This window comes from Butyrivibrio sp., from assembly GCF_017433805.1.
In the GTDB taxonomy this organism is placed as follows: Bacteria; Bacillota; Clostridia; order Lachnospirales; family Lachnospiraceae; genus Butyrivibrio.
This window is the reverse complement of sequence record NZ_JAFRGN010000006.1, coordinates 12,696-37,876: the sequence shown is the minus strand read 5'-3', so window position 1 is coordinate 37,876 and position 25,181 is coordinate 12,696. Positions and strand designations below refer to the sequence as shown.

At 42.4% G+C, this 25,181-nt stretch carries 22 protein-coding genes and 1 tRNA gene; 1 reads left to right on the top strand and 22 read right to left on the bottom strand.

The window, feature by feature from the left end:
* Window position 1: 1 nt before the first annotated feature.
* The 20 genes from rimP to IJI01_RS00405 form a co-directional block, all read right to left on the bottom strand.
* A complete protein-coding gene (gene rimP, locus IJI01_RS00500) occupies window positions 2–466 on the bottom strand; it encodes a ribosome maturation factor RimP (protein WP_029231496.1) in 465 nt (154 codons plus the stop codon).
* Window positions 467–649: 183 nt separating this feature from the next.
* Window positions 650–721, bottom strand: a tRNA-Glu gene (locus tag IJI01_RS00495).
* Window positions 722–940: 219 nt separating this feature from the next.
* Window positions 941–1,624 carry a phosphatase PAP2 family protein gene (locus tag IJI01_RS00490; protein WP_292184187.1) on the bottom strand — a complete coding sequence of 228 codons (684 nt, stop codon included), beginning with the start codon at window positions 1,622–1,624 and terminating at the stop codon, window positions 941–943.
* Window positions 1,625–1,662: 38 nt separating this feature from the next.
* Window positions 1,663–6,249, bottom strand: a complete 4,587-nt coding sequence (locus tag IJI01_RS00485; RefSeq protein ID WP_292184185.1) for a PolC-type DNA polymerase III — start codon at window positions 6,247–6,249, stop codon at window positions 1,663–1,665.
* Window positions 6,250–6,268: 19 nt separating this feature from the next.
* On the bottom strand, window positions 6,269–7,327 hold the full coding sequence (gene ispG, locus IJI01_RS00480) for a flavodoxin-dependent (E)-4-hydroxy-3-methylbut-2-enyl-diphosphate synthase (protein ID WP_292184183.1): 1,059 nt from the start codon (window positions 7,325–7,327) through the stop codon (window positions 6,269–6,271).
* A 10-nt stretch (window positions 7,328–7,337) separates the two neighbouring features.
* A complete protein-coding gene (gene rseP / locus IJI01_RS00475) occupies window positions 7,338–8,390 on the bottom strand; it encodes an RIP metalloprotease RseP (protein WP_292184180.1) in 1,053 nt (350 codons plus the stop codon).
* A gap of 55 nt (window positions 8,391–8,445) precedes the next feature.
* On the bottom strand, window positions 8,446–9,588 hold the full coding sequence (locus IJI01_RS00470) for a 1-deoxy-D-xylulose-5-phosphate reductoisomerase (protein WP_292184179.1): 1,143 nt from the start codon (window positions 9,586–9,588) through the stop codon (window positions 8,446–8,448).
* A gap of 129 nt (window positions 9,589–9,717) precedes the next feature.
* Window positions 9,718–10,530: a phosphatidate cytidylyltransferase gene (locus IJI01_RS00465; protein ID WP_292184176.1), complete on the bottom strand. Its 813-nt coding sequence runs from the start codon at window positions 10,528–10,530 to the stop codon at window positions 9,718–9,720.
* Between the two features lie 27 nt (window positions 10,531–10,557).
* Entirely contained in the window at window positions 10,558–11,280 is a 723-nt protein-coding gene (locus IJI01_RS00460; protein ID WP_292184173.1) for an isoprenyl transferase, read from the bottom strand.
* Window positions 11,281–11,332: 52 nt separating this feature from the next.
* Window positions 11,333–11,884 carry a ribosome recycling factor gene (frr, locus tag IJI01_RS00455; RefSeq protein WP_292184170.1) on the bottom strand — a complete coding sequence of 184 codons (552 nt, stop codon included), beginning with the start codon at window positions 11,882–11,884 and terminating at the stop codon, window positions 11,333–11,335.
* Window positions 11,885–11,921: 37 nt separating this feature from the next.
* Window positions 11,922–12,617: a UMP kinase gene (gene pyrH / locus IJI01_RS00450; protein WP_292184167.1), complete on the bottom strand. Its 696-nt coding sequence runs from the start codon at window positions 12,615–12,617 to the stop codon at window positions 11,922–11,924.
* Between the two features lie 20 nt (window positions 12,618–12,637).
* The gene (locus tag IJI01_RS00445) at window positions 12,638–13,660 is read right to left on the bottom strand and encodes a polymer-forming cytoskeletal protein (RefSeq protein ID WP_292184164.1); all 1,023 of its coding nucleotides are present in this window, start codon (window positions 13,658–13,660) and stop codon (window positions 12,638–12,640) included.
* 30 nt (window positions 13,661–13,690) lie between these two features.
* Window positions 13,691–14,710 carry a polysaccharide deacetylase family protein gene (locus IJI01_RS00440; RefSeq protein WP_292184161.1) on the bottom strand — a complete coding sequence of 340 codons (1,020 nt, stop codon included), beginning with the start codon at window positions 14,708–14,710 and terminating at the stop codon, window positions 13,691–13,693.
* Between the two features lie 117 nt (window positions 14,711–14,827).
* Window positions 14,828–15,508: a hypothetical protein gene (locus IJI01_RS00435; RefSeq protein WP_292184158.1), complete on the bottom strand. Its 681-nt coding sequence runs from the start codon at window positions 15,506–15,508 to the stop codon at window positions 14,828–14,830.
* Window positions 15,509–15,644: 136 nt separating this feature from the next.
* Complete coding sequence (locus IJI01_RS00430) at window positions 15,645–17,264, bottom strand: DUF5722 domain-containing protein (protein WP_292184155.1); 1,620 nt, start codon at window positions 17,262–17,264, stop codon at window positions 15,645–15,647.
* Window positions 17,265–17,327: 63 nt separating this feature from the next.
* Entirely contained in the window at window positions 17,328–18,074 is a 747-nt protein-coding gene (truA, locus tag IJI01_RS00425) for a tRNA pseudouridine(38-40) synthase TruA (RefSeq protein ID WP_292184152.1), read from the bottom strand.
* Between the two features lie 55 nt (window positions 18,075–18,129).
* A complete protein-coding gene (locus IJI01_RS00420) occupies window positions 18,130–19,317 on the bottom strand; it encodes an NAD(P)-dependent oxidoreductase (RefSeq protein ID WP_292184149.1) in 1,188 nt (395 codons plus the stop codon).
* A gap of 104 nt (window positions 19,318–19,421) precedes the next feature.
* Window positions 19,422–19,994: an ECF transporter S component gene (locus tag IJI01_RS00415; RefSeq protein ID WP_292184145.1), complete on the bottom strand. Its 573-nt coding sequence runs from the start codon at window positions 19,992–19,994 to the stop codon at window positions 19,422–19,424.
* A 63-nt stretch (window positions 19,995–20,057) separates the two neighbouring features.
* Window positions 20,058–21,440: a 23S rRNA (uracil(1939)-C(5))-methyltransferase RlmD gene (gene rlmD / locus IJI01_RS00410; RefSeq protein WP_292184142.1), complete on the bottom strand. Its 1,383-nt coding sequence runs from the start codon at window positions 21,438–21,440 to the stop codon at window positions 20,058–20,060.
* Window positions 21,441–21,540: 100 nt separating this feature from the next.
* Window positions 21,541–21,942, bottom strand: a complete 402-nt coding sequence (locus tag IJI01_RS00405) for a hypothetical protein (RefSeq protein WP_292184140.1) — start codon at window positions 21,940–21,942, stop codon at window positions 21,541–21,543.
* A 162-nt stretch (window positions 21,943–22,104) separates the two neighbouring features.
* On the opposite strand from IJI01_RS00405, the gene IJI01_RS00400 reads away from it, so the two are divergent.
* Complete coding sequence (locus tag IJI01_RS00400; RefSeq protein WP_292184137.1) at window positions 22,105–23,625, top strand: serine hydrolase domain-containing protein; 1,521 nt, start codon at window positions 22,105–22,107, stop codon at window positions 23,623–23,625.
* Here IJI01_RS00400 and IJI01_RS00395 read toward each other — a convergent pair.
* Together IJI01_RS00395 and IJI01_RS00390 are read right to left on the bottom strand one after the other, a co-directional pair.
* Window positions 23,615–24,955 carry a DUF4153 domain-containing protein gene (locus tag IJI01_RS00395; RefSeq protein WP_292184134.1) on the bottom strand — a complete coding sequence of 447 codons (1,341 nt, stop codon included), beginning with the start codon at window positions 24,953–24,955 and terminating at the stop codon, window positions 23,615–23,617. The two genes, IJI01_RS00400 and IJI01_RS00395, sit on opposite strands and share 11 nt — an antisense overlap.
* On the bottom strand, window positions 24,936–25,178 hold the full coding sequence (locus tag IJI01_RS00390) for a helix-turn-helix domain-containing protein (protein ID WP_292184131.1): 243 nt from the start codon (window positions 25,176–25,178) through the stop codon (window positions 24,936–24,938). Before IJI01_RS00390 ends, IJI01_RS00395 begins: the two co-directional genes overlap by 20 nt.
* Window positions 25,179–25,181 lie beyond the last annotated feature (3 nt).

The following is a 25,181-nucleotide window of genomic DNA, read 5'->3' as shown; positions in this document are numbered from 1 at the left end:
ATTAAAAATCAAGAGCAAGCTTAATCACTGATATCTCTTTTCTTATAAAAGTTTCATCTACATCATTTATAGTTACGGTTACGGTTGTATCATCAAAACTCTTAAGTGTTCCGGCAAATTCCTTGACGCCGTCCTTGGCCTTAAAGAGCTTGAGTTCTACATCCTGGCCGATGCTGCTGGCGAAATGCCTGTCCTTCTTGAGCTGTCTGCCAAGTCCAGGGCTGCTAACCTCTAATGTGTAAGCCTCTTCAATGAAGTCATCAACGTCAAGAGCATCTGAAAGTGCATGGCTCACATCAACACATTCATTGATGTTAACTCCGCCATCCTTGTCAATATAAGCTCTAAGGTACCACTCACCGGCTTCCTTGACGTATTCTACGTCATAGACTCTGACACCATTTGCCTCAGCAATTGGAGTAAGAAGGGCTTCGGTCTTCTTTTCAATATCGTCTTTTTTGGACATATAAATCCTCTCTTTGATTGCACAGAAAAAGTGGACTCGCGAAAGTCCACTTCAAACTAGTCTAAATCTTATGTTACACATGCATATTAGCATGATAATGCAATAATGTCAAATTATTAGCAATAAAAAATCCAAATCACATATGTGATCTGGACTCGGGTTGGGCTGTTATTAAACAGTCAATACCTCGTAGCGGAATCGAACCGCTGATTCTGCCGTGAGAGGGCAGCGTCTTAACCGCTTGACCAACGAGGCTTAAGCTTTGTTTGTCACCGCCGTATCGCGGCGACTTGTTTATATTATCCCAACTCAGAAAATAATGCAAGCACTTTTTTTAAATTTTTTTATTTTTTTTGCAAGTTTTTTCAAGAAGCCAGTATTTATGCGGTTTGTGAGGGATAATTTTTTCTAAATCTCTTTTAAAAATCATCCCTCAAAACCATTTTTTGATGATTTAGGCATCAAAATTTTTTGTTATTTCTTGATTTCAAGCCTATCAAGAAGTCCTGAGAACAGGAATAAAAGAGCTGCACTGATAAGTACTCCGCCGAGAATATCAGTAAACCAGTGAACTCCGCAGACAAGTCTTCCAATTACAGTAAGAATTATAGAAGCTACCGCAATCAATCTGATGATAAATCTGTCGTTGCTGGATGCCTGTAATCTGTACTTATTGATCATAAGGATCAGAGAGCCCATTACAACGCACACAAGCATTGTGTGTGATGATGGGAATGATGCTTCCACATGCTCAGCGCCCTCTTCTATTATAGGTCTGTAGTTGATAACAACCTTTTCAAAGAGTCCATAGAGACCAAACACTACAACATATAAGCCGCCCAATAAGAGAATAGGTCCATCTACTTTAAGAAGGCTTCTTCTCTTAATAAGCTGGTATGCGCCTGCTGCCGCGTACTGGAGAACAACACCAATAGCTACAAGACCGAATATCTGAGTAAGGAAATACCAGAACTTGCTGTAGCCAAACTTGTCGTGTACTGCTCCGTTTAAATGTGAAAAACCAATTGATGTTCCCTCAGGGCCTATAGCATCCACATCGTAGCTCTTAACAAGTGCGATGAGTCCAAAGAAAAGAGCCAAAGAAACACCAGCGCAGATAAATTTCCAAATCTGCTTATTCTTATTACTAGTTGCCATGATTATTTTTCCTCCCAACAATAATCAAAATTTATTCATCACTTCATCAGATCAAACAAGCTGATCTGGTTAGAATCAGGAAGGTCTCCAAGAAGTCCCATGTCGGCCATCTTCTCGATAACGCCCTGTGGACACTTGGTTCTCTGTCTGAAGTCATCCTTAGAAAGGAATGGGCCGTCTTTGGCAGCTTCCACGATCTGGTCAGCAGCTTTTTCACCCATACCATCGATACTGGTGAGAGCAGGCATGATCTTGTCCCCGATAACCTGGAAGTCTCTGGACTTAACCTTGAAGATATCGATAGGCATGAATTCGATGCCTCTTTCGTACATCTCCTCAACAAGTCTCATATCACCGTACTCAGCCTGCTGAGCGTTTGTAAGCTCATCCTTCTTGTTCTGATACTCACGCATGATTGCATGAAGGTGATTCTCACCAAGGCACATGTGCTCATAGTTAAAGGCCTTAGCTCTGATACTGAACCATGCAGCATAGAAAGCCTGTGGCACATAAACCTTGAAATAAGCTATACGCCAGGCCATCATAACATAGGCTGCAGCGTGAGCCTTAGGGAACATGTACTTGATCTTCTCACAGGACCAGATGTACCAGTCAGGAACACCGTGATCCGTCATATCTTTTTTCCATTCAGGCCAGTTGCCCTCTTTACCCTTGGCAACCTTACCTTTTCGAACAGCCTCCATGATCTTGAAGGACTCAGACTTATCAAGTCCCTTCTGGATCAGGTAGATCATGATATCGTCTCGACAACAGATACAGGTATCGATTGTGGCTGTGCCCTCCTGAATAAGAGTCTGAGCATTACCAAGCCAAACGTCCGTACCATGTGACAGACCAGAAATTCTGATAAGATGCGAAAGTGATGAAGGCTTGGCATCGATAACCATCTGCATAGCGAAGTCAGTACCAAACTCAGGAAGTCCGAGACATCCAAGCTTAGTGCCTCCAAGCTGCTCAGGAGTTACGTTAAGCGCTGTTGTATTCATGAAAAGACTCATTACATTCTTATCATCAAGTGGAACCAGCTTGGGATCAAGGCCCGTACAATCCTGAAGGAATCTGATCATGGTAGGATCATCGTGTCCCAGAATATCGAGCTTAAGAAGGTTGTGGTCGATTGAGTGATAGTCGTAATGTGTTGTAATTGTTGCAGTTGTCATATCGTTAGCAGGGTGCTGAACAGGGCAGAAGGAATTGATATTCTCTCCCACTGGCAGAACTATGATTCCACCAGGATGCTGACCTGTACCACGTCTGATGCCGGTACAGCCCTGAACGATTCTGTTTATTTCACTTTTTCTTTTGCTGGAGCCTATTGAGTCATAGTACTTCTTAACAAAGCCGTAAGCCGTCTTATCAGCAAGTGAAGCTATAGTTCCAGCTCTGAAGGTCTGTCCGTAGCCGAAGATAACCTCAGTGTACTTGTGGGCCTTGGACTGATACTCACCAGAGAAGTTAAGGTCGATATCAGGCTCCTTGTCTCCCTTGAATCCAAGGAAGGTCTCGAAAGGAATATCAAAGCCGTCCTTGTAGAGCATTGTTCCACACTTAGGGCATCTCTTGTCAGGCATATCACAGCCTGAATTACCACCAAATGCTACAACTTCTTCTGATTCGAAATCGCTGTATTTACACTTAGGGCACACATAGTGCGGACTAAGTGAGTTAACCTCTGTGATACCTGAAGTAAAGGCAACGAAAGAAGATCCAACGGAACCTCTGGAACCTACCAGATATCCATCCTCATTGGACTTCCAAACCAGCTTCTGAGCGATGATATACATAACGGCGAATCCATTCTTGATAATGGAATTCAGCTCTCTTTCAAGACGCTCCTGAACTATCTCAGGAAGGTCTTCGCCATATATCTCATGAGCTTTGTCGTAACAGATCTTGGTGAGGATCTCATCACTATTCTCAATGACAGGAGCACACTTATCAGGGCGCACAGGTGAGATACTGTCACACATATCAAGGATTTTCCTTGTGTTGTCTATAACAATCTCTCTTGCCTTATCGCCACCAAGGTAGTCAAACTCAGCCATCATTTCCTCAGTTGTCCTCAGGAAAAGAGGCGCCGGCTCCTCATCATCCATACCTTTTCCGGCCATGATGATAGTCCTATAGATCTCATCCTCAGGATTAAGGAAATGAGCATCACATGTAGCAACTACAGGCTTATTGAATTGTTCTCCAAGCCTTACGATTTCTTTATTGATCTCTCTGATATCATCATCAGAGTTAATATCTTCGTATCTCTCTGAGCCAACCATGAAGTGGTTATTAGCCACAGGCTGAATCTCAAGATAGTCATAGAAGTTTACAAGACCAGCGATCTCCTCTGGTGGTCTTCCCTCTACAACCGCTCCGTAAAGTTCGCCGGCGCAGCAGGCGCTTCCAACAATAAGTCCTTCTCTGTATTTCATAAGTTCGCTCTTGGGAATAAGAGGGAATCTTCTGAAATAATCTATATGAGACTTGCTGACAAGGGTATAGAGATTAACTCTTCCCAGTGTGTTCTTGGCAAGAATAATGCAGTGATTAGGACGAAGGTGTCTTATCATCTCCGGGGTTGGTTTACCCAGAATATTTACATCAGTAAGGTTCTCAGCCTTCTGCTCTTTGAGCATAGGAACAAACTTGTTGAAGATAAGAGCTGTACACTCCGCATCATCAACAGCTCTGTGATGGTGGTCAAGAACTACATTAAGAGTCTTGGCTACAGCATCAAGAGTATGCTTAGCCTGTAGCGGGAAGAAATATCTCGCAAGCCAGAGTGTATCTACTGTTGTATAGTCAACGTCAATTCCAAGGTCCTTACAGTTCTGGTTGATAAAGCTGATATCAAAAGAAACATTATGTCCTACAAGAACCGCGTCCTTACAGAACTCCACAAACTTAGGAATGATCACTTCCCTTGTAGGAGCATCCATTACCATCTCATCATTGATACTGGTGAGCTTCTCAATCCTGTATGGAATCGGAACCTGAGGATTGATAAACTCAGAAAAGCGCTCAATGATCTCACCGTTACGTATCTTAACAGCACCGATCTCGATGATCTTATTCTTAATAGGAGAAAATCCTGTTGTTTCTATATCAAATACGACAAAGGTAGTGTCATCAAGTGGCTGTCCCTTGTCATTAACTACGATTTCCTTGAGGTCATCAACAAGATAAGCCTCTACGCCAAGGACAAGTTTAAAGAAATCCTGTCTCTCGATAGGTGGCTCACCTGCTTCTTTTCTACGCTTACATTCGCCTGAATACAGATCTTCCCATACATGGTTGGCATCAGTAAGAGCCTGAACAACGCCGTGGTCTGTGATAGCGATTCCAGGCATACCCCATTTGTAGGCCTGCTTAACGATGTCTTTAACCTCAGAAACACCGTCCATATCACTCATCTTGGTATGGCAGTGGAGCTCAACACGCTTAACATCAGCATTATCCTTACGCTTGGTTGTGAAATCAGGAATCTTCTTGACTCCCACAACAGACTGGATAGAAAGCTCGTGGTCGAACTTATCTACAGCCGCAATTCCCTTAACCTTAACAAAGGCTCCGCACTTGATATCCTTGGTAATCTCAGGCGCATCCTCAGTCTTGATGAACATCTTGACTGTAATAGAATCTGTAAAGTCAGTAATATCAAATATGAGAATACTCTTCTCGTTTCTGATGTCTCTCTGCTCAAAAGCTGTGATCTGGCCGTGGATAGTAACTTCACCAAGCTCGCCCACAAGGTCAACCAGCTTCATTACTTCGTCGTCAAAGTCTCTACCAAAGATAACATCAGGATTATCAGACTTCTTGAAGCCTCCGCCAAAGTCTGATCTTCTGCCAGTCCACTTTCCTTTTCCGGCAAAAGAACTCTTGGCGCCCTCTGCTGTTGTACCAGCCTGAGTCTTCTCGCCTCCCTGTGCAGCACCTGCGCTCTTTGGAGCTGCAGAATCTCCGCCAGCCTTCTCGGCTTCCTTGGCCGCTTTTTTCTCGGCCTTTTCTTTTCTCTTTTCCTCAGCCTGCTGCTCAACAGCCTCAAGCTTCTTGGCCATTGTGGCTGCTTCTTCTGAATAGTCAGGCTCTGATTCCTCTTTTTCCGTCTTAACAAACTCAGGTGAAATCACAGCTGTAAGGCCACATCTCTCATTGATGATCTTGGAAAGTACGCGCACAAGGTCAGGAGCTTTCTTTTTGCCTACAACGCTGTCCTCGAGCTGCACTACAATGTTGTCATCATCTGGGTACACAAACTGGGCAGAACGAAAAAGACTATATTCCATGTGGTCATAGTCTCTTAGTTCCATTTCTATACTCTCTCTGTACAAATCGATCAGATTCTCGGGAGTGTACTGAGCTGACAAGCTAAACTTCTCGTAGATCTTAACTGTAAGGTCCTGACCTCCGAAAAACTGCTTCTTGATACCTGATTCGGTCTTGAGAATATCAGACTTATCTATCAGCTTGTTACTGGAAATGTATATTCTAATGAAATCCTGTTTCCTCGTGGTGGATACCTTTTCAACCATGGTCTGTTCCATGATTTCTTTGGTCCCCGCATCCAGCTTGAGGGCAGGAAAAACCTCAAAAAAACTTTTACTCATAAAACCTCTGTTAGTTCTCTCAGCCAGCCCAGTTATCCAGCTCAGCTTTTAATACATTAAGAAGTTCGCTCTCTGGAACTTTCCTTATAATCTCACCTTTCTTAATAAGAAGGCCTTCTCCGTCGCCACCAGCGATTCCTATATCAGCCTCTTTGGCTTCTCCAGGGCCGTTTACTGCGCAGCCCATAACTGCAACCTTGATATCAAGCGGATATTTCTGCACAAGAGTCTCAACCTGGTTAGCAAGTCCGATGAGATCAATCTTGGTTCTGCCACAGGTAGGACAGGAAACAACTTCGATTCCGCCCTTACGAAGCTCAAGTGTCCTAAGAATAAACTTGGCTGTCTTGATCTCTTCTACAGGATCTCCAGAAAGAGATACTCTGATTGTGTCACCAATGCCCTGACTAAGAATGATTCCAAGGCCAACGGATGACTTGATATTACCACCGTAAAGAGTACCAGCCTCTGTGATTCCTACGTGAAGAGGATACTGGCACTTCTCTGCCAGAAGCTCATGAGCCTTGGCACAGAGCATAACGTTAGATGACTTGATGCTGACAACCATGTTGTCGTAGCCAAGATCTTCAATGATTCCAATTTTATCTAGAGCGCTCTCTACAAGTCCCTGGGCTGTTACACCTCCGTACTTCTCCACAAGGTCTTTTTCCAAAGAACCACTGTTAACGCCTACTCTTATAGGAATATTTCTCTCCTTGGCACAGGATACAACTGCTGCAATTCTGTCCTTGGAACCGATGTTACCTGGGTTGATTCTGATCTTGTCAGCGCCATTTTCCATAGCTGCAATGGCCATCTTGTAATCAAAGTGAATATCAGCAACAAGCGGAATAGATATCTGTTTCTTAATCTCTTTAACCGCCTTGGCAGCTTCCTCATTAGGAACTGTACATCTGATGATCTCGCAGCCAGCTTCCTCAAGTCTCTTGATCTGCTCAACTGTAGCCTTTACGTCCTCAGTTCTAGTATTAGTCATGGACTGGATGAGGATTGGATTACCGCCACCGATCACTCTGTCGCCAATATGAATAACCTTAGTATTATCTCTATATGCCATAAATATCTCCTTACCTTGTAAACTTTGTAATGTCATTAAACAGTACGAATACCATAAGCCCCAGAAGTGCCACCATACCTATCATGTGTACAAAGCCCTCTTTTTCCGGAGGAACAGGTTTGCCAAAGATAACCTCGATGAACTGGAACACCAGTCTTCCTCCATCAAGAGCTGGAATTGGCAGAAGGTTCATAACTCCAAGGTTGACTGACAAAAGAACTGTCAAAGACAGCATAGTCAGCACAACTGCTGAAACTCCATAAGGCTTAACCTCTTCGTAAGTATCATCCACCATCTTGACCATACCAACAGGGCCTGAAACATCATCTGCTGTGAGTCTTCCCTTGAACAAAAGTGCAAGACTTCTGTAGGTAGCCTTAAAGTAGTATCTGACCTGATACCATGCATATTTAAGAGCTGCAGGGCCTTGGATACGGTCGTACTCTCCAAGATAGATACCCATATAGTATCTGCCAGCTTCGTCGCTGTACTTGGGCTGAAGAGTTGTTGTATATCTCTGGCCATCTCTCTCATACACAATCTCCATAGGAGAGCCTTCCGCAAACTGTGAGATAAGAGTAACTTCACCAGCCATATAAACTTTCTCGCCATCAACGCTGATGAACTTATCGCCAATCTGCATTCCAGCTTCTACTGCTGCTGAATCCTCAGTCATATTGCTGATAACCGGGAAATCCCAGGTTGTGAAGCTCACGAGAATGACAGAAAGAATGTAGGCAATTATAAAGTTGGCAAATGGTCCGGCAAAAAGAGTAGCAATTCTCCTCCACACTGGAGCATTTAAGAAAGAATGCTCATCATATGAGCCCTTCTCCTCTGCAATTGGATCCATTCCATCAAATACGCAGGCTCCTCCAATAGGAAGAAGCTTGATGCTGTAAAGAGTCTCACCCTTTTGTTTCTTCCAGATAGTGGGGCCCATTCCGATAAAGAACTCGTTAACTCTGATGCCACCTGACTTGGCCACAATGAAATGTCCAAACTCATGGGAGGCTACCAGCACTCCAAAAATAATAAAGAAAATAAGTACGCTTACTATCATATCTCTCCTAGCTGTCAGTTATATTATTGTGTAACACTCATATACATAACTAATATCAATATCCAAGATAATCGTAGGTTTCCTTCTCTGCTGCAAGAATAGCTGCAACATCTGGATTATCGATTCTATTGTGGTGATTCATAGCTCTTTCAATCATGTCATAGATCTCAAGGTACTTGATGTCGCCCTTGAGGAATGCCTTAACTGCCATCTCATTGGCTGCGTTAAATACTGTTGGCATACTACCGCCAGCATAAGCAGCATCAAAAGCAAGCTTGAGACCTCTGAAGGTATCAGTATCAGGCTTCTCAAAGGTAAGGCTATAAAGCTCGAAAAGGTCAAGCCTCTTCTCAGCCATAGGTCTTCTGTCTGGGTAAAAGAGTGCATACTGAATAGGAAGCTTCATATCAGGCACTCCAAGCTGTGCAATAACAGCGCCGTCCACATACTGAACTGCACTGTGAACAATACTCTGTGGGTGAACCACAACCTGAATATTATCAAGGCTCACATCAAAGAGCCATCTTGCTTCCATAACTTCAAGTCCCTTGTTAACAAGAGATGAAGAATCGATTGTAACCTTAGGTCCCATATCCCAGTTAGGGTGCTTGAGAGCATCGGCTGCAGTCATATTAGCCAGCTCTTCTCTCTTCTTGCCTCTGAAAGGTCCGCCACTGGCTGTGAGAAGAATCTTCTCAACCTTGTCCCTTGGCTCTCCGTTAAGAGACTGGAAAATAGCGCTGTGCTCACTATCTACAGGGAGAATCTGAACCTTTTTCTGTGCTGCAAGAGGCATGATGATGTGACCAGCACATACCAAAGTCTCCTTGTTGGCAAGGGCAATATCTTTACCACTCTCTATAGCCTTGATTGTAGGCTGAATTCCGATCATACCAACAACTGCAGTAAGGACAGTGTCTGCTTCTGGAACTGATACTATCTCAAGAAGTCCCTCCATGCCTGACATAACCTTGATACCAAGGTCTGCGATTCTGGTCTGAAGGTCCTTGGCTGCAGCCTCGTCGTACATGCAGACATATTTAGGCTTAAATTCTCTAACTTGAGCCTCAACATCCGCAACTCTCCTGTTGGCTGCTAGACCTACTACAGTAAGCTCCTCCGGATTATTTCTGACAACGTCCAAAGTCTGAGTTCCAATTGAACCTGTAGAACCCAAAAGTACTATATTTCTATGCATTAAATTTCACCTCTATATCTTTTTATAAATAGAAAACTATAAAATCAGTCACTGTATACTATATCACTATGAGGACATAAAAAATACCCCTTTACTTTTTAGGGTAAAAGGGGTATGTATAAGCACTATTTAATAAATCATAGGCGCCAGAACAGCTGCCAGAAAATATATACAAGGTATTACGAAAATTACACTGTCGAATCTGTCCATGATTCCGCCATGTCCAGGAATCAGCTGTCCGTAGTCCTTGATATTGTGATCTCTTTTGATTCCGGATGCAAGAAGATCACCCAACTGAGCAATGATACTACCTGCAAAGGTTATAACCATGAGTGCGATGATAATGCCATAGTCGAGTGACTCCCTGACATAGAGGATGTATCCGATGATGGCACCAACTATAACCGAGCCAATAACTCCGCCTATAGCGCCCTCTACTGTCTTCTTGGGAGAAAGCTTAGGTACAAGCTTGTGCTTGCCAAAAGCTCTTCCAGTAAAATAGGCACATGTATCGCAAACCCATGCAATAAATGGAATCCATGCAAAATACTGTCCAAAAGGTCTGATTCTCAGTAAATATACAAAAGACATATTCACTGGTGCATATACAAAGCAAAAGAATGTTGTAATAGCCATTGTAGCTGTAAACTTAGGAAAGTTCACAACGTAGCAGACCATTATCAGGAAAAATGCAAACATGATTGAAAAGATATAGTATCTGTAATCCTGCACCAGCACCATCTGCACATAGTGAACAGCGATGGATATATATCCGCACAATTCCAATGCATTGCACTTCTTGCCTTGCTCATGTATTCCTGTAGCTCTTGTCAGCTCGAAAAAGCTGATAAATGAAACCGCCAGAAGTGTTGCTGCCAGAACATAGCCGCCTGTCAGAAGCACCACAGCGAGAACTACACCTATAACAATTCCGCTAATCACTCTATTCTTCAAATCTATATACCAGCCTTATTCCTCAGTTTTGAGACCACCAAATTTACGTGTTCTGTTGCCATAAGCTTCTACTGCCTTGAGAAGCTGCTCCTTGTCAAAATCAGGCCATGCAACCTCTGTAAAGTAAAACTCTGAATATGCGCACTGCCACAGCAAATAGTTAGAAATACGCTGCTCGTTACAGGTTCTGATGAGAAGATCAGGATCTGGAAGGTAATTAGTATCAAGATTCTCAGCGATCATATCCTGTGTGATCTCATCTGCTGTTATCTCACCTGCCTGAACCTTCTGGGCAACCTTGCGGACCGCACGAGTGATCTCATCTCTACTACCATAGTTAATGGCAATAGTAAATGTGAGTCCTGTATTGCCAGCTGTTGCCTCTTCAAGCTCTCTGATAGCATCCTGAATATCAGGAGAAAGAGCGCTCTTATCACCGATAACACGGCAACGAACATTATTCTTCATTGATTTCTTGATACTGGTCTTGAGGTAGTTACGCAGAATTGTCATCAACGCTGAAACCTCAGTCTCTGGTCTTGACCAGTTCTCTGTTGAAAAAGCATAGACTGTAAGATACTTGATGCCTATATCTCTGGCATCAACCAAAATATCTTCTACTGCCTTGGCTCCCTGCATGTGTCCATAATTTCTGGGCATTCCCTTAGCCTTGGCCCATCTGCCATTGCCATCCAGAATAATCGCTACATGCTGAGGAATATTTGTATTATTATCCATATCACTTACCTACATAAAGATTTGCTCCGCAGTGATGCGGAGCAAAAACTAATTATACTGTCATTACTTCTTTATTCTTTTCTTCTACAGCAGTATCAATATCCTTGATAAACTTGTCTGTAATCTTCTGAAGCTCTTCGTTAAGATCATTGATCTCATCCTCAGAAACTTCTGTGCCCTTAAGCTTCTTGAAAGCGTCGTTACCGTCACGACGTACGTTTCTAACTGCTACCTTAGCATCCTCGCCCTTCTTGCGGATATCCTTGGTAAGCTGCTTACGACGTTCCTCAGTAAGCTCTGGGAATACAAGTCTGATAACAGCACCATCATTGCTAGGTGTGATTCCAAGATCAGACATCATGATTGCCTTCTCGATATCCTTGATAAGAGACTTGTCCCAAGGCGCGATCTGGATGATACGAGCCTCTGGAACTGATACGTTACCAACCTGCTGAAGAGGTGTAGGTGTTCCATAATAGTCCACCTTGATCTTATCAAGTACATGAGGGTTTGCTCTACCAGCACGGATAGATGCAAGGTCCTCTCTCAGGAAATCAAATGATTTCTGCATTTTATCATTATATGGTTTTAACTTTTCATTCATATCGGATTCCTCCTATTAAACTCCAGTGTAGTATTTATCAATCTGTTGTAACTGTAGTTCCATTAAATTTGCCTGCTGCGGCGTTGACAATGCTATTCTCTTCCTGAAGAGCGAACACTCTCATTGGAACCTTGTTATCTCTTGCAAGAATTGAAGCTGTCATATCTACAACCTGAAGATTCTCTGCGATAACCTCATCAATAGAAACAGTATCATATCTCTTAGCATCTGGATTCTTGGCAGGATCGCTGTCATAAACACCATCTACTGCCTTGGCAAGAAGAATATAATCTGCCTCAACTTCTATTGCTCTCAGTACAACTCCTGTATCTGTTGAGAAATAAGGATGTCCTGTACCACCGGCAAAGAACACTACCATATTTCTTGCAAAATACTTGTTAGCCCTGTCCTTAGAAAACAGCTTGGTAAAAGAGCCACATTCAAAAGGTGTAAGTATATTGGTCATCATGCCCTCGCTTCTGAAAATCTCAGAAACATAAATGCAGTTCATGATTGTGGCAAGCATTCCGATCTGATCAGCCTTAACACGATCAATGTTCTCACTTGTACGGCCTCTCCAGAAATTACCACCACCGATAACAATTCCTACCTGTGTTCCGTTGTCAACAAGCTGCTTAACCTGCAGAGCAACCTTTCTGACTGTCTCCTCATCAAAGCCAGTCTTCTTGTCGCCCGCAAGGGCCTCACCACTGAGTTTTAATAAAATTCTCATAACTATCTCCGACTATTCTATTATCTGTTTTTAAGTGTTTCAAAGAACTCTGATGGATTAACATCTGCATATGCCTGTGAGCACATACCTTCGATAACTGCACCATTGTTGATCTGTACAGACTGAGACTTGATGTTACCCATAACGATTGCTGTTGTATCAAGTACTACTGGACCGTGAACATCGATGTCACCCTTAACAGCACCAGCGATAACTGCGCTTGAACCAAAGATGTTACCAACGATAACTGTGCTCTGTCCAACCTTGACGCTTCCCTTACTTCTAACTTCACCAGTAATTCTTGCTGACTCAGCATAAATCTCAGCAGCATCTGAATCACCTGCGATCTCTCCTGTAACATTGAGCTTGCCAAGGCACTTGATATTACCTGTTACCTTACCAATAAGATCAAGTGAACCTGTTGTCTGAAGGTCACCAGTGATGACCATTCCTTCTGTTATGCTAGCTGTTTCTTCTGTTGGTGTCTGCTGTTCGAAATCCATAGTATCATATCCCCCATCATTTGAATTATTATCTACAGTTGCAGGCTCTTCTGCAATGTACATATCCCCTGAAACTGACTCCTGTGCTGCGCCAAGTGCCTCGAAACCAGACTGTGGCTGCTCCACCTCAGTTTCAGCCTCTGTCTGATCCTCAATCTTCTCTTCAAGCTGATCAAGTTCTTCCTTCTCGATCTCAGCAGCAGCTTCTGCTGCAGCGCTCTGCTTAAGCTCAGCCATTACGTCAAGTGCACTCTTTGGAGCTTCTTCTGGCTCTACGGTCTCCTCAACAACCTCTTCTGGTTCCTTGGTTTCCTCTGCCTCAAAAGTCTCTGACTTCTCCCCGCCAATCTCGTCAAGCTTGATATCATCCAGCTTGTTAAGCATGCTGTCAATATCTACTCCCTTAGACTTGTCCCCGCGAGCAGAACCTTCCCCATTCTTGTCACTATCAAGAGTAGCTGTCTCGTCCGCCTTGTCATCAGGCATGAGAGTGTTAACAGCCTGTGAAAGGTCATTCTTCAGCTCAGAAAAAAATCCCATCTTGATATCCTCCATTCGCTATAAATCTTATTATTTGATATGTTGAACCGGTAACGTATCGTCTGTTATCGGATATATCACTGTGTCATCCATTGCCTGAATAGCCTCGATTATCTCAGGAAGGGCCTCTACTGTGGCCTTCTTGTCAGTTGCGTCGTGCATCAGGACTACGCAATGCTTGAATCTTGGAATATTCTCCACAATGTTGTTGTAAATAGTAGTCTTGTTAGAACCAGCTCTGTCATCGCCTGCAGAAACATTCCAGTCAAAAAATGTTATGTCGCTATCGTTAAGGCAATCAACAAGTTCCTTCATGCTGACTTTGCTGACATTGTTGGAGCTGCCACCAGGAAATCTGTAATACTTGGCCCAGACTCCTGTAGTCTCATATAAGAATACTCTTAATTTCTCCAGATCAGCCTTAAAAGAAATCGCTGATTCATAGATTACATTATACTTGTGGCTGTAGGAATGCATACCAAGTGTATGTCCCTCATCCACTATTCTCTTGTAAACGTCTGTATATCTTGCATCAGGCTTGCCACATACAAAGAATGTAGCCTTGACATCATACTCTGCCAGAATATCCAAAATCTCATTGGTATAAGAGCTTGGTCCGTCATCAAAGGTAAGATAAACATATCGTGTTCCCTCAATATCCTCAGGATTCTGAGCTCCACTAACTTCTACATTGGCATAGTCAACATCCATGTTAACAAGATCGGTAGAAGTCTCTGTCTGACTAGCCTCAGCAGCCTCTATCTCACTGATAAGTTCCGTAGTAGCCTCCTGTGCCGGCTGCGCAGCTTCCTCAGTTTCCCTTGCAAGTATCTCCATCTCTGTACCATACCGGTCTCTGTACCAGGCAAGGTCAGTAGTACTCTGCTCGAAGTTACCTCTGAGTCTGTCATATTTAATTGCAAGGATAATACAAATACATGTTGGGATAAGACAAGAAGCAATTACTGTAGCCACAATCAGCCTGCGTAAATGCTGAACGCGCTTACTATAAACTTTCCCCGACTTAATTGTCTTCTTGTCAGACGTCATTACTAAAAATCTCTTTCATTCAAAATATGTAACCAGTGAATAGTATAGCATAGTTTAACCCCAAAAGAAAAGAGCGCAGGTCTATTTCCTGCGCTCAAAAAAACTAATGATATTAAATTAAAAATCCATCATTACATCATTGCCTGCTGATGTATAAGTCAGAATGTAATTATCATAGCTTCCAGTGTTGTGGCCAACCATCTGTGAATTAGTACTGCCACCGTGGAAGGTATAGCCTACATCTGCGATATTTACCGTATCAAAGCCAACAGCCTTACCATTTTTAAGAAATACTGTTCTGACTCCAACACCCTGAATATCATGCTCAGAATAATTGGTAGCAGATACCTGAAGGCATTCACCGTTGTTAACAGCATCTATATTTACTGAGTTATATGTGCAGTTATCAGTTTCAGCTATGCTGAAGTTATACTTAAAATCCTTAGCGCCTGCAATATCAGCATTTTTGAACTGCCCGTACAGTATAAACTGCTGATCTTTTTTGACTGCGTCTGAATAATCCTGAGACTTTCCAAGAATCTTGCCTGATTTATCAAGTGCTGCAAACTCAGCATTTATGGTGATATCCTTGCCTGTATTGTTAGTAGCAACAACCACGTAATAGGTACACCAGTCATATCCATCAGGAATAACATACTCGCTGTTTATGCTGATATTCTGGACTGAAGGTTCCGCCGCATATACAGTCAGCTGACCAATTTCTAATATGCAATTAAGTAAGATGAGGATTAAAGATATTCCCATAGATACTGCGATAGAAGCGATTTTTTTCCTCATGACCGGCACCCTCCAACTAGAATTATCTGATAAATTTATTATCCTAGTTTCGGGTTAATTAATCGACGGTATCAGCGGTTACTTAATCCTTTTTTTAACTTTATAAAAAATGTATGAACCCCGCACCAGTACTGGGTTAGCGGGCATTCATGGCAGCGTTCCAATCGGCTATTCCCATATACGCAGCAGCCTGTGCTGAATAGGTTCCGGCGTTAGGGCCACTCATCTGTTTGAATACCTCGTAAGCCAGTTTCCTTCTACCTTTCTGGTCTGTCAGACCTACAGAAAGTCCTTGTCTTACCTCAAGAGGGAAATCAGTCTGTCTGTTGAATATGATCATTCTGATATATCTGTTAGTCATAACCCTCTGATACGCATAAACCATGGCATAAGCCTGAGCCTCTTCGCTCTGAGTTGAGGTATAACCTATCTCTGTTAAAAGAACTGGTCTCACATTGCCCTTGGTATTGCGCATTTCAGGAAGGCTAAGATAATCTGTAAGCTGCTCAATATTCTCCATAGAAAGATATGGTGTATTGATGTTGTGCTGGATCATAGCTGCAGCAGTCTCGCTCTTAGGAGTCCAGAAAGGAGTCCATGTCATAGGATAGTTGTATGGATGCTCAGCTACAGCCCAGTCAAAGTTACCCTGTGCACAAGCCACAGCGTTGATAGCTTCGATCATACTTCTTGCAGAGTAGTAAGAAGCTGGATTATGTACATGTGTCCAGTTCTGATCAAGGCTGATGCAGACTGTTGCATTGGCATTCTTACTCTTGATGGCGTTATAGCACACTCTGAGAGAATCAACATACAACTGCGCATATGTAAGCTCATCAGAAACTGATGAGTAGTTCCATACATTCTTGGCATTTACTTCGTTGGCAACTACCCAGTTGTCAATCTGTCCAAAGCCATTACGTCCGTTATATCTGTTAGCAAGGAAGGAAATAACTGCCTCAAGATGCTCAAGGCCCTTCTGCTCAGAAGTATTCATCATATAGTAGCTGCTTCTGCCGATTCCACCTCTTGAAGATGGAGAGATCATGAACTCCTCGCCTCTTGAATAAGGGTTCAGAAGTACCATTGTAAGTCCGATTCCCTGGCTGGAAGTAGTCTTAACGCAGTGGTCATACTGGCTGAGATATGTAGAGTCAAAGCCATAAACCTTGCCATTATACTCATATTTAACAGCTCCGTTACCGCCAACAATATCAGTAATGTTGATATTATAAGCAGCCTGCTGAACTCCAAGGTCAACAACCTCTGTATTGCCATTGCCTATCTTGGCGCCGTCAAGGATAATACCCTTTTTACCGTTGTTCTTGGCTGGAACAGCTGTGCCCAGAACCTCAGGATTAGTGATATATCTTGGATTAGTTACAGGTACCATTGCGCCGCCCTGAAGCACGCAGATCTGGAACTTGTCATAAAGTCGGCAATCTGCTGTATTCATACCAAGTGGTACTGAAAAATTAACCGCAGTGCCTACAGGAGCAGATGCTATTGCATTGCCTGAAGGGCCATTCTGATATACCTTCTCAGCGTAGAGATAATATACCCCATCATCACTGTCTGGAAGGTCCGATGCAGAAGCAACAATATTAACATTGCTGCCACCGATGGTTACGGAATTGATTGCAACTGCACCAGTACCAGCAGCCTTGGCTGTGATAGGATTTGTCAAAAGAACAAATGCTATCATAAACATTCCGGCTACTGTCATAAATAGTTTTTTGCTTAACTTGTGATTCATATAACACCCCGTATCATAATTTTATATATCTACTACTCACAGCCTTGGCCACTCGTAGATACATTAGTAGTCCACCTTCATCATGCATAAGCCTTCTGGTCTGGCAGTTGGTCCTGCCTGTTTCCTGTCACATGCACTCAGAATGTCCTTAACACGCTGTGGAGGAATATTGCCATAGCCAACTTCCAAAAGCGTTCCAGTGAGAATTCTCACCATATTCTGTAAAAATCCATTGCCATGGAAATAAAAACGAATGTAATTGCCACTCTTCTCTATGTTGATGGCATCAACGTTTCTAACCGTTGATTTCTTCATCTTGGGATTGCCACAAAAGCTCTTGAAATCGTGCTCGCCAACTAAGAAGCCCGCCGCCTCTTTCATCTTGTCAACATCAGGCTCCGCATCAAGAATAGTCACATACTTCCTGTCAAAAACAGGCTTGCTGGCCCCATACCAGCATGTATATCTGTATGTCTTACCTATTGCATTATATCTGGCGTGGAATCTGTCAGAACAGACCTTGACCTCATTGATACTAATATCCTCCGGCAGATAAGTATTCATATACTCCTGTATCTGCGCTTCAGATAATTTCGTCTCAAGAAGGGCGCTGGCAGTCATTGCTCTGGCGTGTACACCAGCATCAGTCCTGCCTGCGCCTATTAGATTCACTTCATTAGCCCCATCAGCACCAACCATCCTATTAAGAACACCTTCTACCTTACCCTGAATAGTGTCAATGCCCGGCTTTTTCTCCCAGCCATGATATCTTGTCCCATCATAGCTGATAATGAACTTATAATTCTGCATCTCTACCCTATACAATTCCAAGTAATTTTTCGCAGAATCTATTATACCTTAATAATCACCTATTTGTCTGCATAAAGTTGTGCATATCTTCAGCAATTTGCTTAGAAACTGCTACAGCTGCAACTACAGTCTTGGCACCTGTAACAACATCGCCTGACGCAAATACTCCCGGAATGGTAGTTTCGCCCAATTCATTGGTGGCAAGATTACCCTTCTCGTTAAGCTTAAGGTCTTTTTCCTTACTGATAATCCTGTCCTGAGGAACCTGAGAGATTGCAATGAGAATGCTATCAGCAGGTATGAGCTTCTCGCCATCTCCATCCTTAAACACAGGGCCATCATCTTCTATTCTCACAATAGACATATTGTATTCAAATTTGACACCGTCAACCTTGGCATATTCGAACTCTGTCTTGGACGCAGAAACCTCATCGCCCCTTACATAAACTGTGACATCTCTTGAGCCGTGTCTGATGGCAGTTCTGGCAACATCCATTGCAGCATTTCCAGCGCCAATGATAGCCACCTTATCGCCAAGCTCGTAGACATCAGGATTGTTGAGATAGTTAATAGCGTAAAAGACATTTCCAAAGGTTTCTCCTGGAATTCCAAGCTTACGCGGTCTCCATGCGCCAGTTCCAATGAAAACGCTCTTGTAGCCATCATTTAAAAGATCCTGAATACCAGTTGATCCTCCAATAGAGAAATTAGGTCTGAATTTGATACCCAGCTCTCTCATCTTGACATAGTATCTGTCCAGAATGGACTTAGGAAGCCTGAACTCAGGTATTCCGTACCTAAGGATTCCACCGATTTTGTCGTGAGTTTCAAATACTGTAATGGAATATCCCTTGAGAGCAAGAATAATAGCAATTGTTATTCCTGCAGGTCCTGCACCGATTACAGCTGCTTTCATTCCGTTTGAAGGAGCTTTTTTAAGCTCAAGTCTCTCAAAACAGGAATCTGATATGTAGTTTTCTATGGAAGAAATATGGACGGGGTCCCCTTTTATCCCGCGAACACAGTTCCCCTCGCACTGATTCTCATGATTGCAGACAAGAGAGCAGACCATGGAAAGCGGATTGTTCTCAAACAACATCTCCGCCGCTTCCATCATCTTATTCTCTTTAAAAAGTCTGATCATCTCAGGAATATTAGTGTGAATCGGACACCCATTCTCCCTGCATCTGGGATTAGGGCACTGCAAACAACGATTTGCTTCATCAATAACATGTACAGACATAGAATAATCCTCCCTTTTGGATTATTCTATATGGAACAGGCTTTTAGAAAAACCTAAAATCATGTAAAAATTCTTGCTAAAATTGAAAAAAACATCTGTTACGATTACTCGCCTTTTCTAAGGAATCTGCTAAGAGCAGCCCAGATAATAAAAGCATATACAAAGCCAATGCAGGCTGTAATAAACTGTGTTGCTGAGAACATTGTCTTAAATACAGGAAGCTTATTGAAAAGTGGGCTCTCTTCAGATATATATGCAGGAAGGAGCCACATTGAAATAGTAATCCACATAAAGAATGCCTTAAGTCCTGAACAAATAACAGCCTTTACGTAACTCTTTATGTCTCTAAGCCCTTTTCCATACTGAAGGTCTTTTCTAAGGAAATGGTTAGTTGCAAGTACAAGGACAGCATTTCCAGTCATAATAAATGGAACCAACCAAGGCACTGCCATCATAACTGGTGATGCAGCAATGATATATGACGTAACAGGTGTTATAATTGCCAAAATAAGGCCGCTTACAAGCCCTGATGATAAAACAGCTATGATCAGACAGGCATTTATGATAGGCCCGGTTATAAACACGCTCAGATTCTTAAAGTACTGACTGACTATGCATATAGCAAGCAGCACTGCTGTAATTACAATTTGTCTCGTCCCAAAACTACTCTTTTTCATACATTTATTCCCCTAATTTGTTTTTTATTTAAGAATATCACAGCATTCTCAACCTGTAACGCATTATTTTGTCAGTAACACACAGGTTTCTATCGATCTAGTAAACGGGAACATGTCTACTGGCACAGCTTTTTTAACCTTGTAGCCTCCCTTTGTGATAAGTTCAAGGTCTCTAGCCAATGAATCCGGGCTACATGAGATGTAGACAACCTTCTGTGGTGCCAGATTGATCATAGACTCGATAAACTCTGGTGTTGAGCCTGCACGTGGTGGATCCATGAATACCAGATCAACCTTATCCCCTGAATCAGCCATCTGCTGCATAAATCTTGTAGCATCATTCTCGTAGAATGTGATATTATCCACATCATTTATCTTGGCATTAAGCTTGGCATCCTTGACTGCGTCAGAATTAAGCTCTACAGAAATAACCTCTTTAACATGAGGGCTTGCGATGATTCCGATGGTTCCTACACCACTATAGCAGTCAAGAGCAACTTCATCCCCCTTGAGGTCAGCCATCTCAATCGCAGTATTGTAGAGAACTTCCTGCTGAATCGGATTAACCTGATAGAAGGACTTAGGACTGATCTTGAACTTCATGCCACAGCAGATATCATAGATAAATCCAGGGCCATACATGGCCTTTTCTTTATCTCCAAGAATCATGCTGGTCTGCTTGTCATTTACATTAAGAACAATTGTTGTTATTTCCGGATGCTCTTTAAGGAGTGCCTTAACAAAATTATTCTTGGATGGGAAAATAGGTGATACTGTAACCAGTACTACCATTATCTCGCCTGTATTCTTGCCAATTCTGATGAGTACATGGCGAAGAAGTCCGTAGCCGTTGTCCTCATCATAAGTCTTGATCTTAAAGGATTTGAGCATTCCACGGATTGTACCGATGATAGCATCAGCCTTCTGATCCTCCAAAAGACAGCTGTCGATAGGCACAACGTCATGTGTTCCTTCTCTATATATTCCAGATAATGGATTGCCCTTTTTATCATGGGTAAATACAGCGTGAACCTTGCATCTGTAGTGCTCCGGCTCTTCCATTCCAACAAAAGCTGCAACTCTTGTGTATGGCTCAAGGAGCTCCGCTACATGAGCGTGCTTCTGTCTGAGCTGCTTGTCATATGGAGTATCGATCATCTGACAAGCGCCGCACTTCTTGAAATATGGACAGCGGCTCTTTTTGGCAAGAGTCTTATTATCTGCATTTTTGCCCTTTGGAGCAGTCTTGACCTTAGTGTTTGTCTTACTTTTACCTACAGACTTCTCATTCATCTCAACATCTGCTTTTGCCTTTACACTTGCCTTAAGCCCATCTGTAAATTTAGATTTCTTATTCTTGTCCTGAGTCTTATCCGCAGCCTCTTTTCCCTTGTTCATCTTCTGGTTTATCTTCTCAAATTTTTTAACATTCTGATGATATGACATCTCTTACCTCTCATTAAATACAACACTCTTAAATATAGATATTGGAACAATTGTCCTATGATACAAAAATAAAGTAGGGGCGCTTGTCCCCTACTCTTTATCAGTTCTCTTCCTCATAGTCCTCAGTACTATTCTCAAACTTGAGCTCTGGCATCTCAAGTCCATCGCTGTCGTCATCACTCTTAACAGCTTCGCTTCTCCTGCGAATGCGCTCGTTAAACTTGATGTCTCCGTTGTCCTTGAACTTGATACCCTCGATTCCCTGAGCAAGCTCTCTTGCTCTCATAACCTCGCTCTTATTGATTCTAAAGGTGCAAACGATCTTGCTGCCCTTTCTGTCGAACAAACGCTGAATAATTGACTTATCCTGCCACTCTATGAAGTATGAAATCCTGTGTGCAAGGAATCTCTCCTCGAGCTGCTTCTTGCTCTCTAAGCTATATACTCTGCAAAAAGCGATTTCGTTATTAAAAACCTGATTGTTCTGAATTATTGATGACATAAACACCTCTCCAATAATGTACTAACTACAGATTATAGCATAGAAATTAGCCCTAAAACAACTATATCAAATCGTTCTTTACTAATAAGCCAGTTGCGATAAACTTTTCCGTTCTGCTATGATGAAAGCAGCTGATAATCATAACCTTATAAGGAGTTTAATATGTTCGCTTTTAACACCACACTTCCAGAAGAGGCAGGAATAAAATCTTCATCGATTCGTGACCTCCTCTTATATCTTGATAAAAAAGAAATTCCAATGCACTCACTTCTCATAATGAGAAAAGATAAGCTTGTATTTGAAAAATATTATGCCCCCTATAAAAAAGATACTCTTCACAGAATGTTTTCCATAAGTAAGAGTTTCACTGCCATGGCCATTTCTCTTTTGGCAGATGAGGGAAAAATATCTCTTGATGATTCCATTACCAAATATTTTCCTGAATACATAACAGCCGATACCCATCATTGGATAAAAGAGACAACCATCAGAAATATGCTGATGATGCGCACCTGTCACGCTTCTACCACCTACAAGGTAGATATGAAGTCCGACTGGGTCGAGAGCTTTTTTACCGTAGCTCCCACACATAAGCCTGGAACAGTGTTCCACTATGACACATCTGCAGCCCATGTAATGTGCGCACTTGTAGAAAAGCTTACAGATAAGCCAATGCTGGAGTACCTGAGAGAAAAGTTCCTGTGTTATCTTGATTTCAGCGAAAACTCATATATGGTCAAGGATCCCTTTGGGGTATCTATCGGCGGAAGTGGCCTTATGGCAACTCCAATGGATATTCTGAAGGTCTTATATGTCCTTGATAAAAAAGGCACTGTAGTTTGCAACGATGGTGAAAAAAGAACTCTTTTAAATCCACAGTTCATCGAGCTTGCCACTTCTAACCTGAGCGACAGCATAATGACAGGGCCTCTTCCAAGTGAATCTGTGGGCTATGGAATGCAGATCTGGCAGAATGAAATGGGCGGCTTTGTAATGTATGGCATGGGTGGTCAGCTGGCCATAAGCCTTCCAGAGCAGGAGCTTCTGATCATGACAACTGCTGACACTCAGGGAATTGCTGGTGGCAATCAGGTTATATATGATGGCATTTACAATATTCTTTTACCTGGAATTTGTGATGATATAAAGGAAGTTACAGACGGCAAAAGAGATTACGATGAGCTTATGAAGCTATCGGAATCCTTAAAAGTCGAACTTCCAAAGATTCCAAATGGACGGCCAAATCCTACTCCATGCATCACATCCAAGCACCTGGAATATGACCTTGACAATAACAGGCAGGGTTATACCAAGCTGGTACTTGATCTGTCAGAGGATGCGTCATCCTTAAAGCTTTTGTCAGATGATAAGAGCGGCGATAGTTCTTTTACCGAAATAAAATTTGGATTCCAGAACATGGTAGAAGGCGACATAATCCCTTCAGATATGAAGGCTTCCTTATGTGGCCCAGAGCAAAACGAAGGCACCCACTTTGCAGCAGGTGCCATCTGGCTTAGAGAAAATGTTCTATATATTCGCGTCCATCTCATAGGTGAATGTGTAGGGTCCCTTAGGTTCGAGCTGTACTTTGGTGATGGAGACATTACAGTCTTCATGCGCAAGATCGAAGAGACCTACTTTAGAGAATTTGATGGTCACCTATATGGAACACTTAGAATTTAAAGCATACAACAACTGAGAATGAAACTGCCGCAAGGATAATACCGATCTGAGCGGCAGGTATTTTTTTGTAAAAACGAATTATCAGGAGTATGCACCATGCAATGACATTCATAACTACCCATGATGACATAATTCTTCTTGGTGTGATTCCAAAGATCATGATATATACACCAATGAGGTTACATGCAGCAAGAACTGCGAATCCAAGGGCGAACACAAAAAGTATTGTTGCAAGGATTCTTGTAGCCTTCTCATCCCAAAGAGCTTTCTGTGAGAAGAAACATGATCCGGCAAGGATTACAAAGTTCAAAAGAACAACTCTTATAAGGCTCCAGAAGCTTCCAACTGCTCTTACTGATGCTTCATGTGCTGTTGCTGCAAAAAGACCTTTATGGTTGATAAAGTCATTTATTGAAGCGCCAAGGAACAATGTATATAACAGGCAAACACTTCCGATAATGATATAAGCTGAATATGAAGGAAGCACGTGGAAGCCTTTTGTCTCATGTTCAATTCTCTCATCTGTAACGTAAGGCTTATCAGTGTTGAGAGTTCCACCAAGCAGGCAGAAAAGGAACCAGCTAACAGGGATTGAAGTTAAGAAAAATACAAAGTTCTCTGTAATATACTCCCAGAAATCCTGAGTGAAAAACTTATTTAAAGCCTCAAAGAAACGAGTTCCAACATCTTCAAAGGTATCTGATGCATTTGCAAGCTGAACATACGCATATAAGCAAATGATGAGTGCTACAAACGAAGAAGCTGCTATTGTTGCAACAGTTCTAGCAGAAATCTTTTTCCTTGGAATAACATTTCCATTTTCATCAAGCTTATCTTCTCTCTTGAAAATAGCAACTACTCTGAGGAACATATTGCTGACCGGAATAACAACACATCCCTGAAAACAGTCTATGATAAACATTATTCCGCTTCTGCCAGCTACCAGTGAGCCTGTTCTTGCGAGAATATAATAGATAATTGTAAAGTGCCAGAAAAAGAGCTGTGCAGCCTCCCAGTCATCATGGAAGTTCCAGAAAGCAAGTCCAATTGACTGAAGCAATATGCATGCGATATAGATAATCGGCTCGATTACCGAGTTCTTTTTTTCCTTAATACTCTGATAGGTAACGCCTGTAAGATTTGCAAACAGCTCTGTGCATACAATAAAAATCACTGCAAAGATCAGCATCCTGAGTCCGTATTTGCCCTGCCAGAAATCATTGTCACAAATGCCTGCGCTCCAGGCCATATACTTAATATAAATAAATCCCACAACATAACTTATGATGGCAGCCCATCTAAAGACTACCTTATTCTTCTTTACTTCCATACTGTCCTCCATCGTTGTCTTCGTCTGGTACATATTCCAGGATGTCTCCCGGTTGGCAATTAAGCTCCTTGCAGATCGCGTTGAGCGTCGAAAATCTAACCGCCTTAGCTTTATTATTTTTCAAAATAGAAAGATTCGCCGGAGTGATATCGACCTTCTCCGCAAGATCTCCAGCCCCCACCTTACGCATTGCCATTACCACATCCAAATTAACTCTAATCATGGC

Coding starts and splice junctions, on each gene's coding strand:
- rimP (WP_029231496.1), bottom strand. CDS start 466: ATGTCCAAAAAAGACGATATTGAAAAGAAGACCGAAGCCCTTCTTACT.
- IJI01_RS00490 (WP_292184187.1), bottom strand. CDS start 1,624: ATGGCAACTAGTAATAAGAATAAGCAGATTTGGAAATTTATCTGCGCT.
- IJI01_RS00485 (WP_292184185.1), bottom strand. CDS start 6,249: ATGAGTAAAAGTTTTTTTGAGGTTTTTCCTGCCCTCAAGCTGGATGCG.
- ispG (WP_292184183.1), bottom strand. CDS start 7,327: ATGGCATATAGAGATAATACTAAGGTTATTCATATTGGCGACAGAGTG.
- rseP (WP_292184180.1), bottom strand. CDS start 8,390: ATGATAGTAAGCGTACTTATTTTCTTTATTATTTTTGGAGTGCTGGTA.
- IJI01_RS00470 (WP_292184179.1), bottom strand. CDS start 9,588: ATGCATAGAAATATAGTACTTTTGGGTTCTACAGGTTCAATTGGAACT.
- IJI01_RS00460 (WP_292184173.1), bottom strand. CDS start 11,280: ATGGATAATAATACAAATATTCCTCAGCATGTAGCGATTATTCTGGAT.
- frr (WP_292184170.1), bottom strand. CDS start 11,884: ATGAATGAAAAGTTAAAACCATATAATGATAAAATGCAGAAATCATTT.
- pyrH (WP_292184167.1), bottom strand. CDS start 12,617: ATGAGAATTTTATTAAAACTCAGTGGTGAGGCCCTTGCGGGCGACAAG.
- IJI01_RS00445 (WP_292184164.1), bottom strand. CDS start 13,660: ATGGGATTTTTTTCTGAGCTGAAGAATGACCTTTCACAGGCTGTTAAC.
- IJI01_RS00440 (WP_292184161.1), bottom strand. CDS start 14,710: ATGACGTCTGACAAGAAGACAATTAAGTCGGGGAAAGTTTATAGTAAG.
- IJI01_RS00435 (WP_292184158.1), bottom strand. CDS start 15,508: ATGAGGAAAAAAATCGCTTCTATCGCAGTATCTATGGGAATATCTTTA.
- IJI01_RS00430 (WP_292184155.1), bottom strand. CDS start 17,264: ATGAATCACAAGTTAAGCAAAAAACTATTTATGACAGTAGCCGGAATG.
- truA (WP_292184152.1), bottom strand. CDS start 18,074: ATGCAGAATTATAAGTTCATTATCAGCTATGATGGGACAAGATATCAT.
- IJI01_RS00420 (WP_292184149.1), bottom strand. CDS start 19,317: ATGTCTGTACATGTTATTGATGAAGCAAATCGTTGTTTGCAGTGCCCT.
- IJI01_RS00415 (WP_292184145.1), bottom strand. CDS start 19,994: ATGAAAAAGAGTAGTTTTGGGACGAGACAAATTGTAATTACAGCAGTG.
- rlmD (WP_292184142.1), bottom strand. CDS start 21,440: ATGTCATATCATCAGAATGTTAAAAAATTTGAGAAGATAAACCAGAAG.
- IJI01_RS00405 (WP_292184140.1), bottom strand. CDS start 21,942: ATGTCATCAATAATTCAGAACAATCAGGTTTTTAATAACGAAATCGCT.
- IJI01_RS00400 (WP_292184137.1), top strand. CDS start 22,105: ATGTTCGCTTTTAACACCACACTTCCAGAAGAGGCAGGAATAAAATCT.
- IJI01_RS00395 (WP_292184134.1), bottom strand. CDS start 24,955: ATGGAAGTAAAGAAGAATAAGGTAGTCTTTAGATGGGCTGCCATCATA.
- IJI01_RS00390 (WP_292184131.1), bottom strand. CDS start 25,178: ATGATTAGAGTTAATTTGGATGTGGTAATGGCAATGCGTAAGGTGGGG.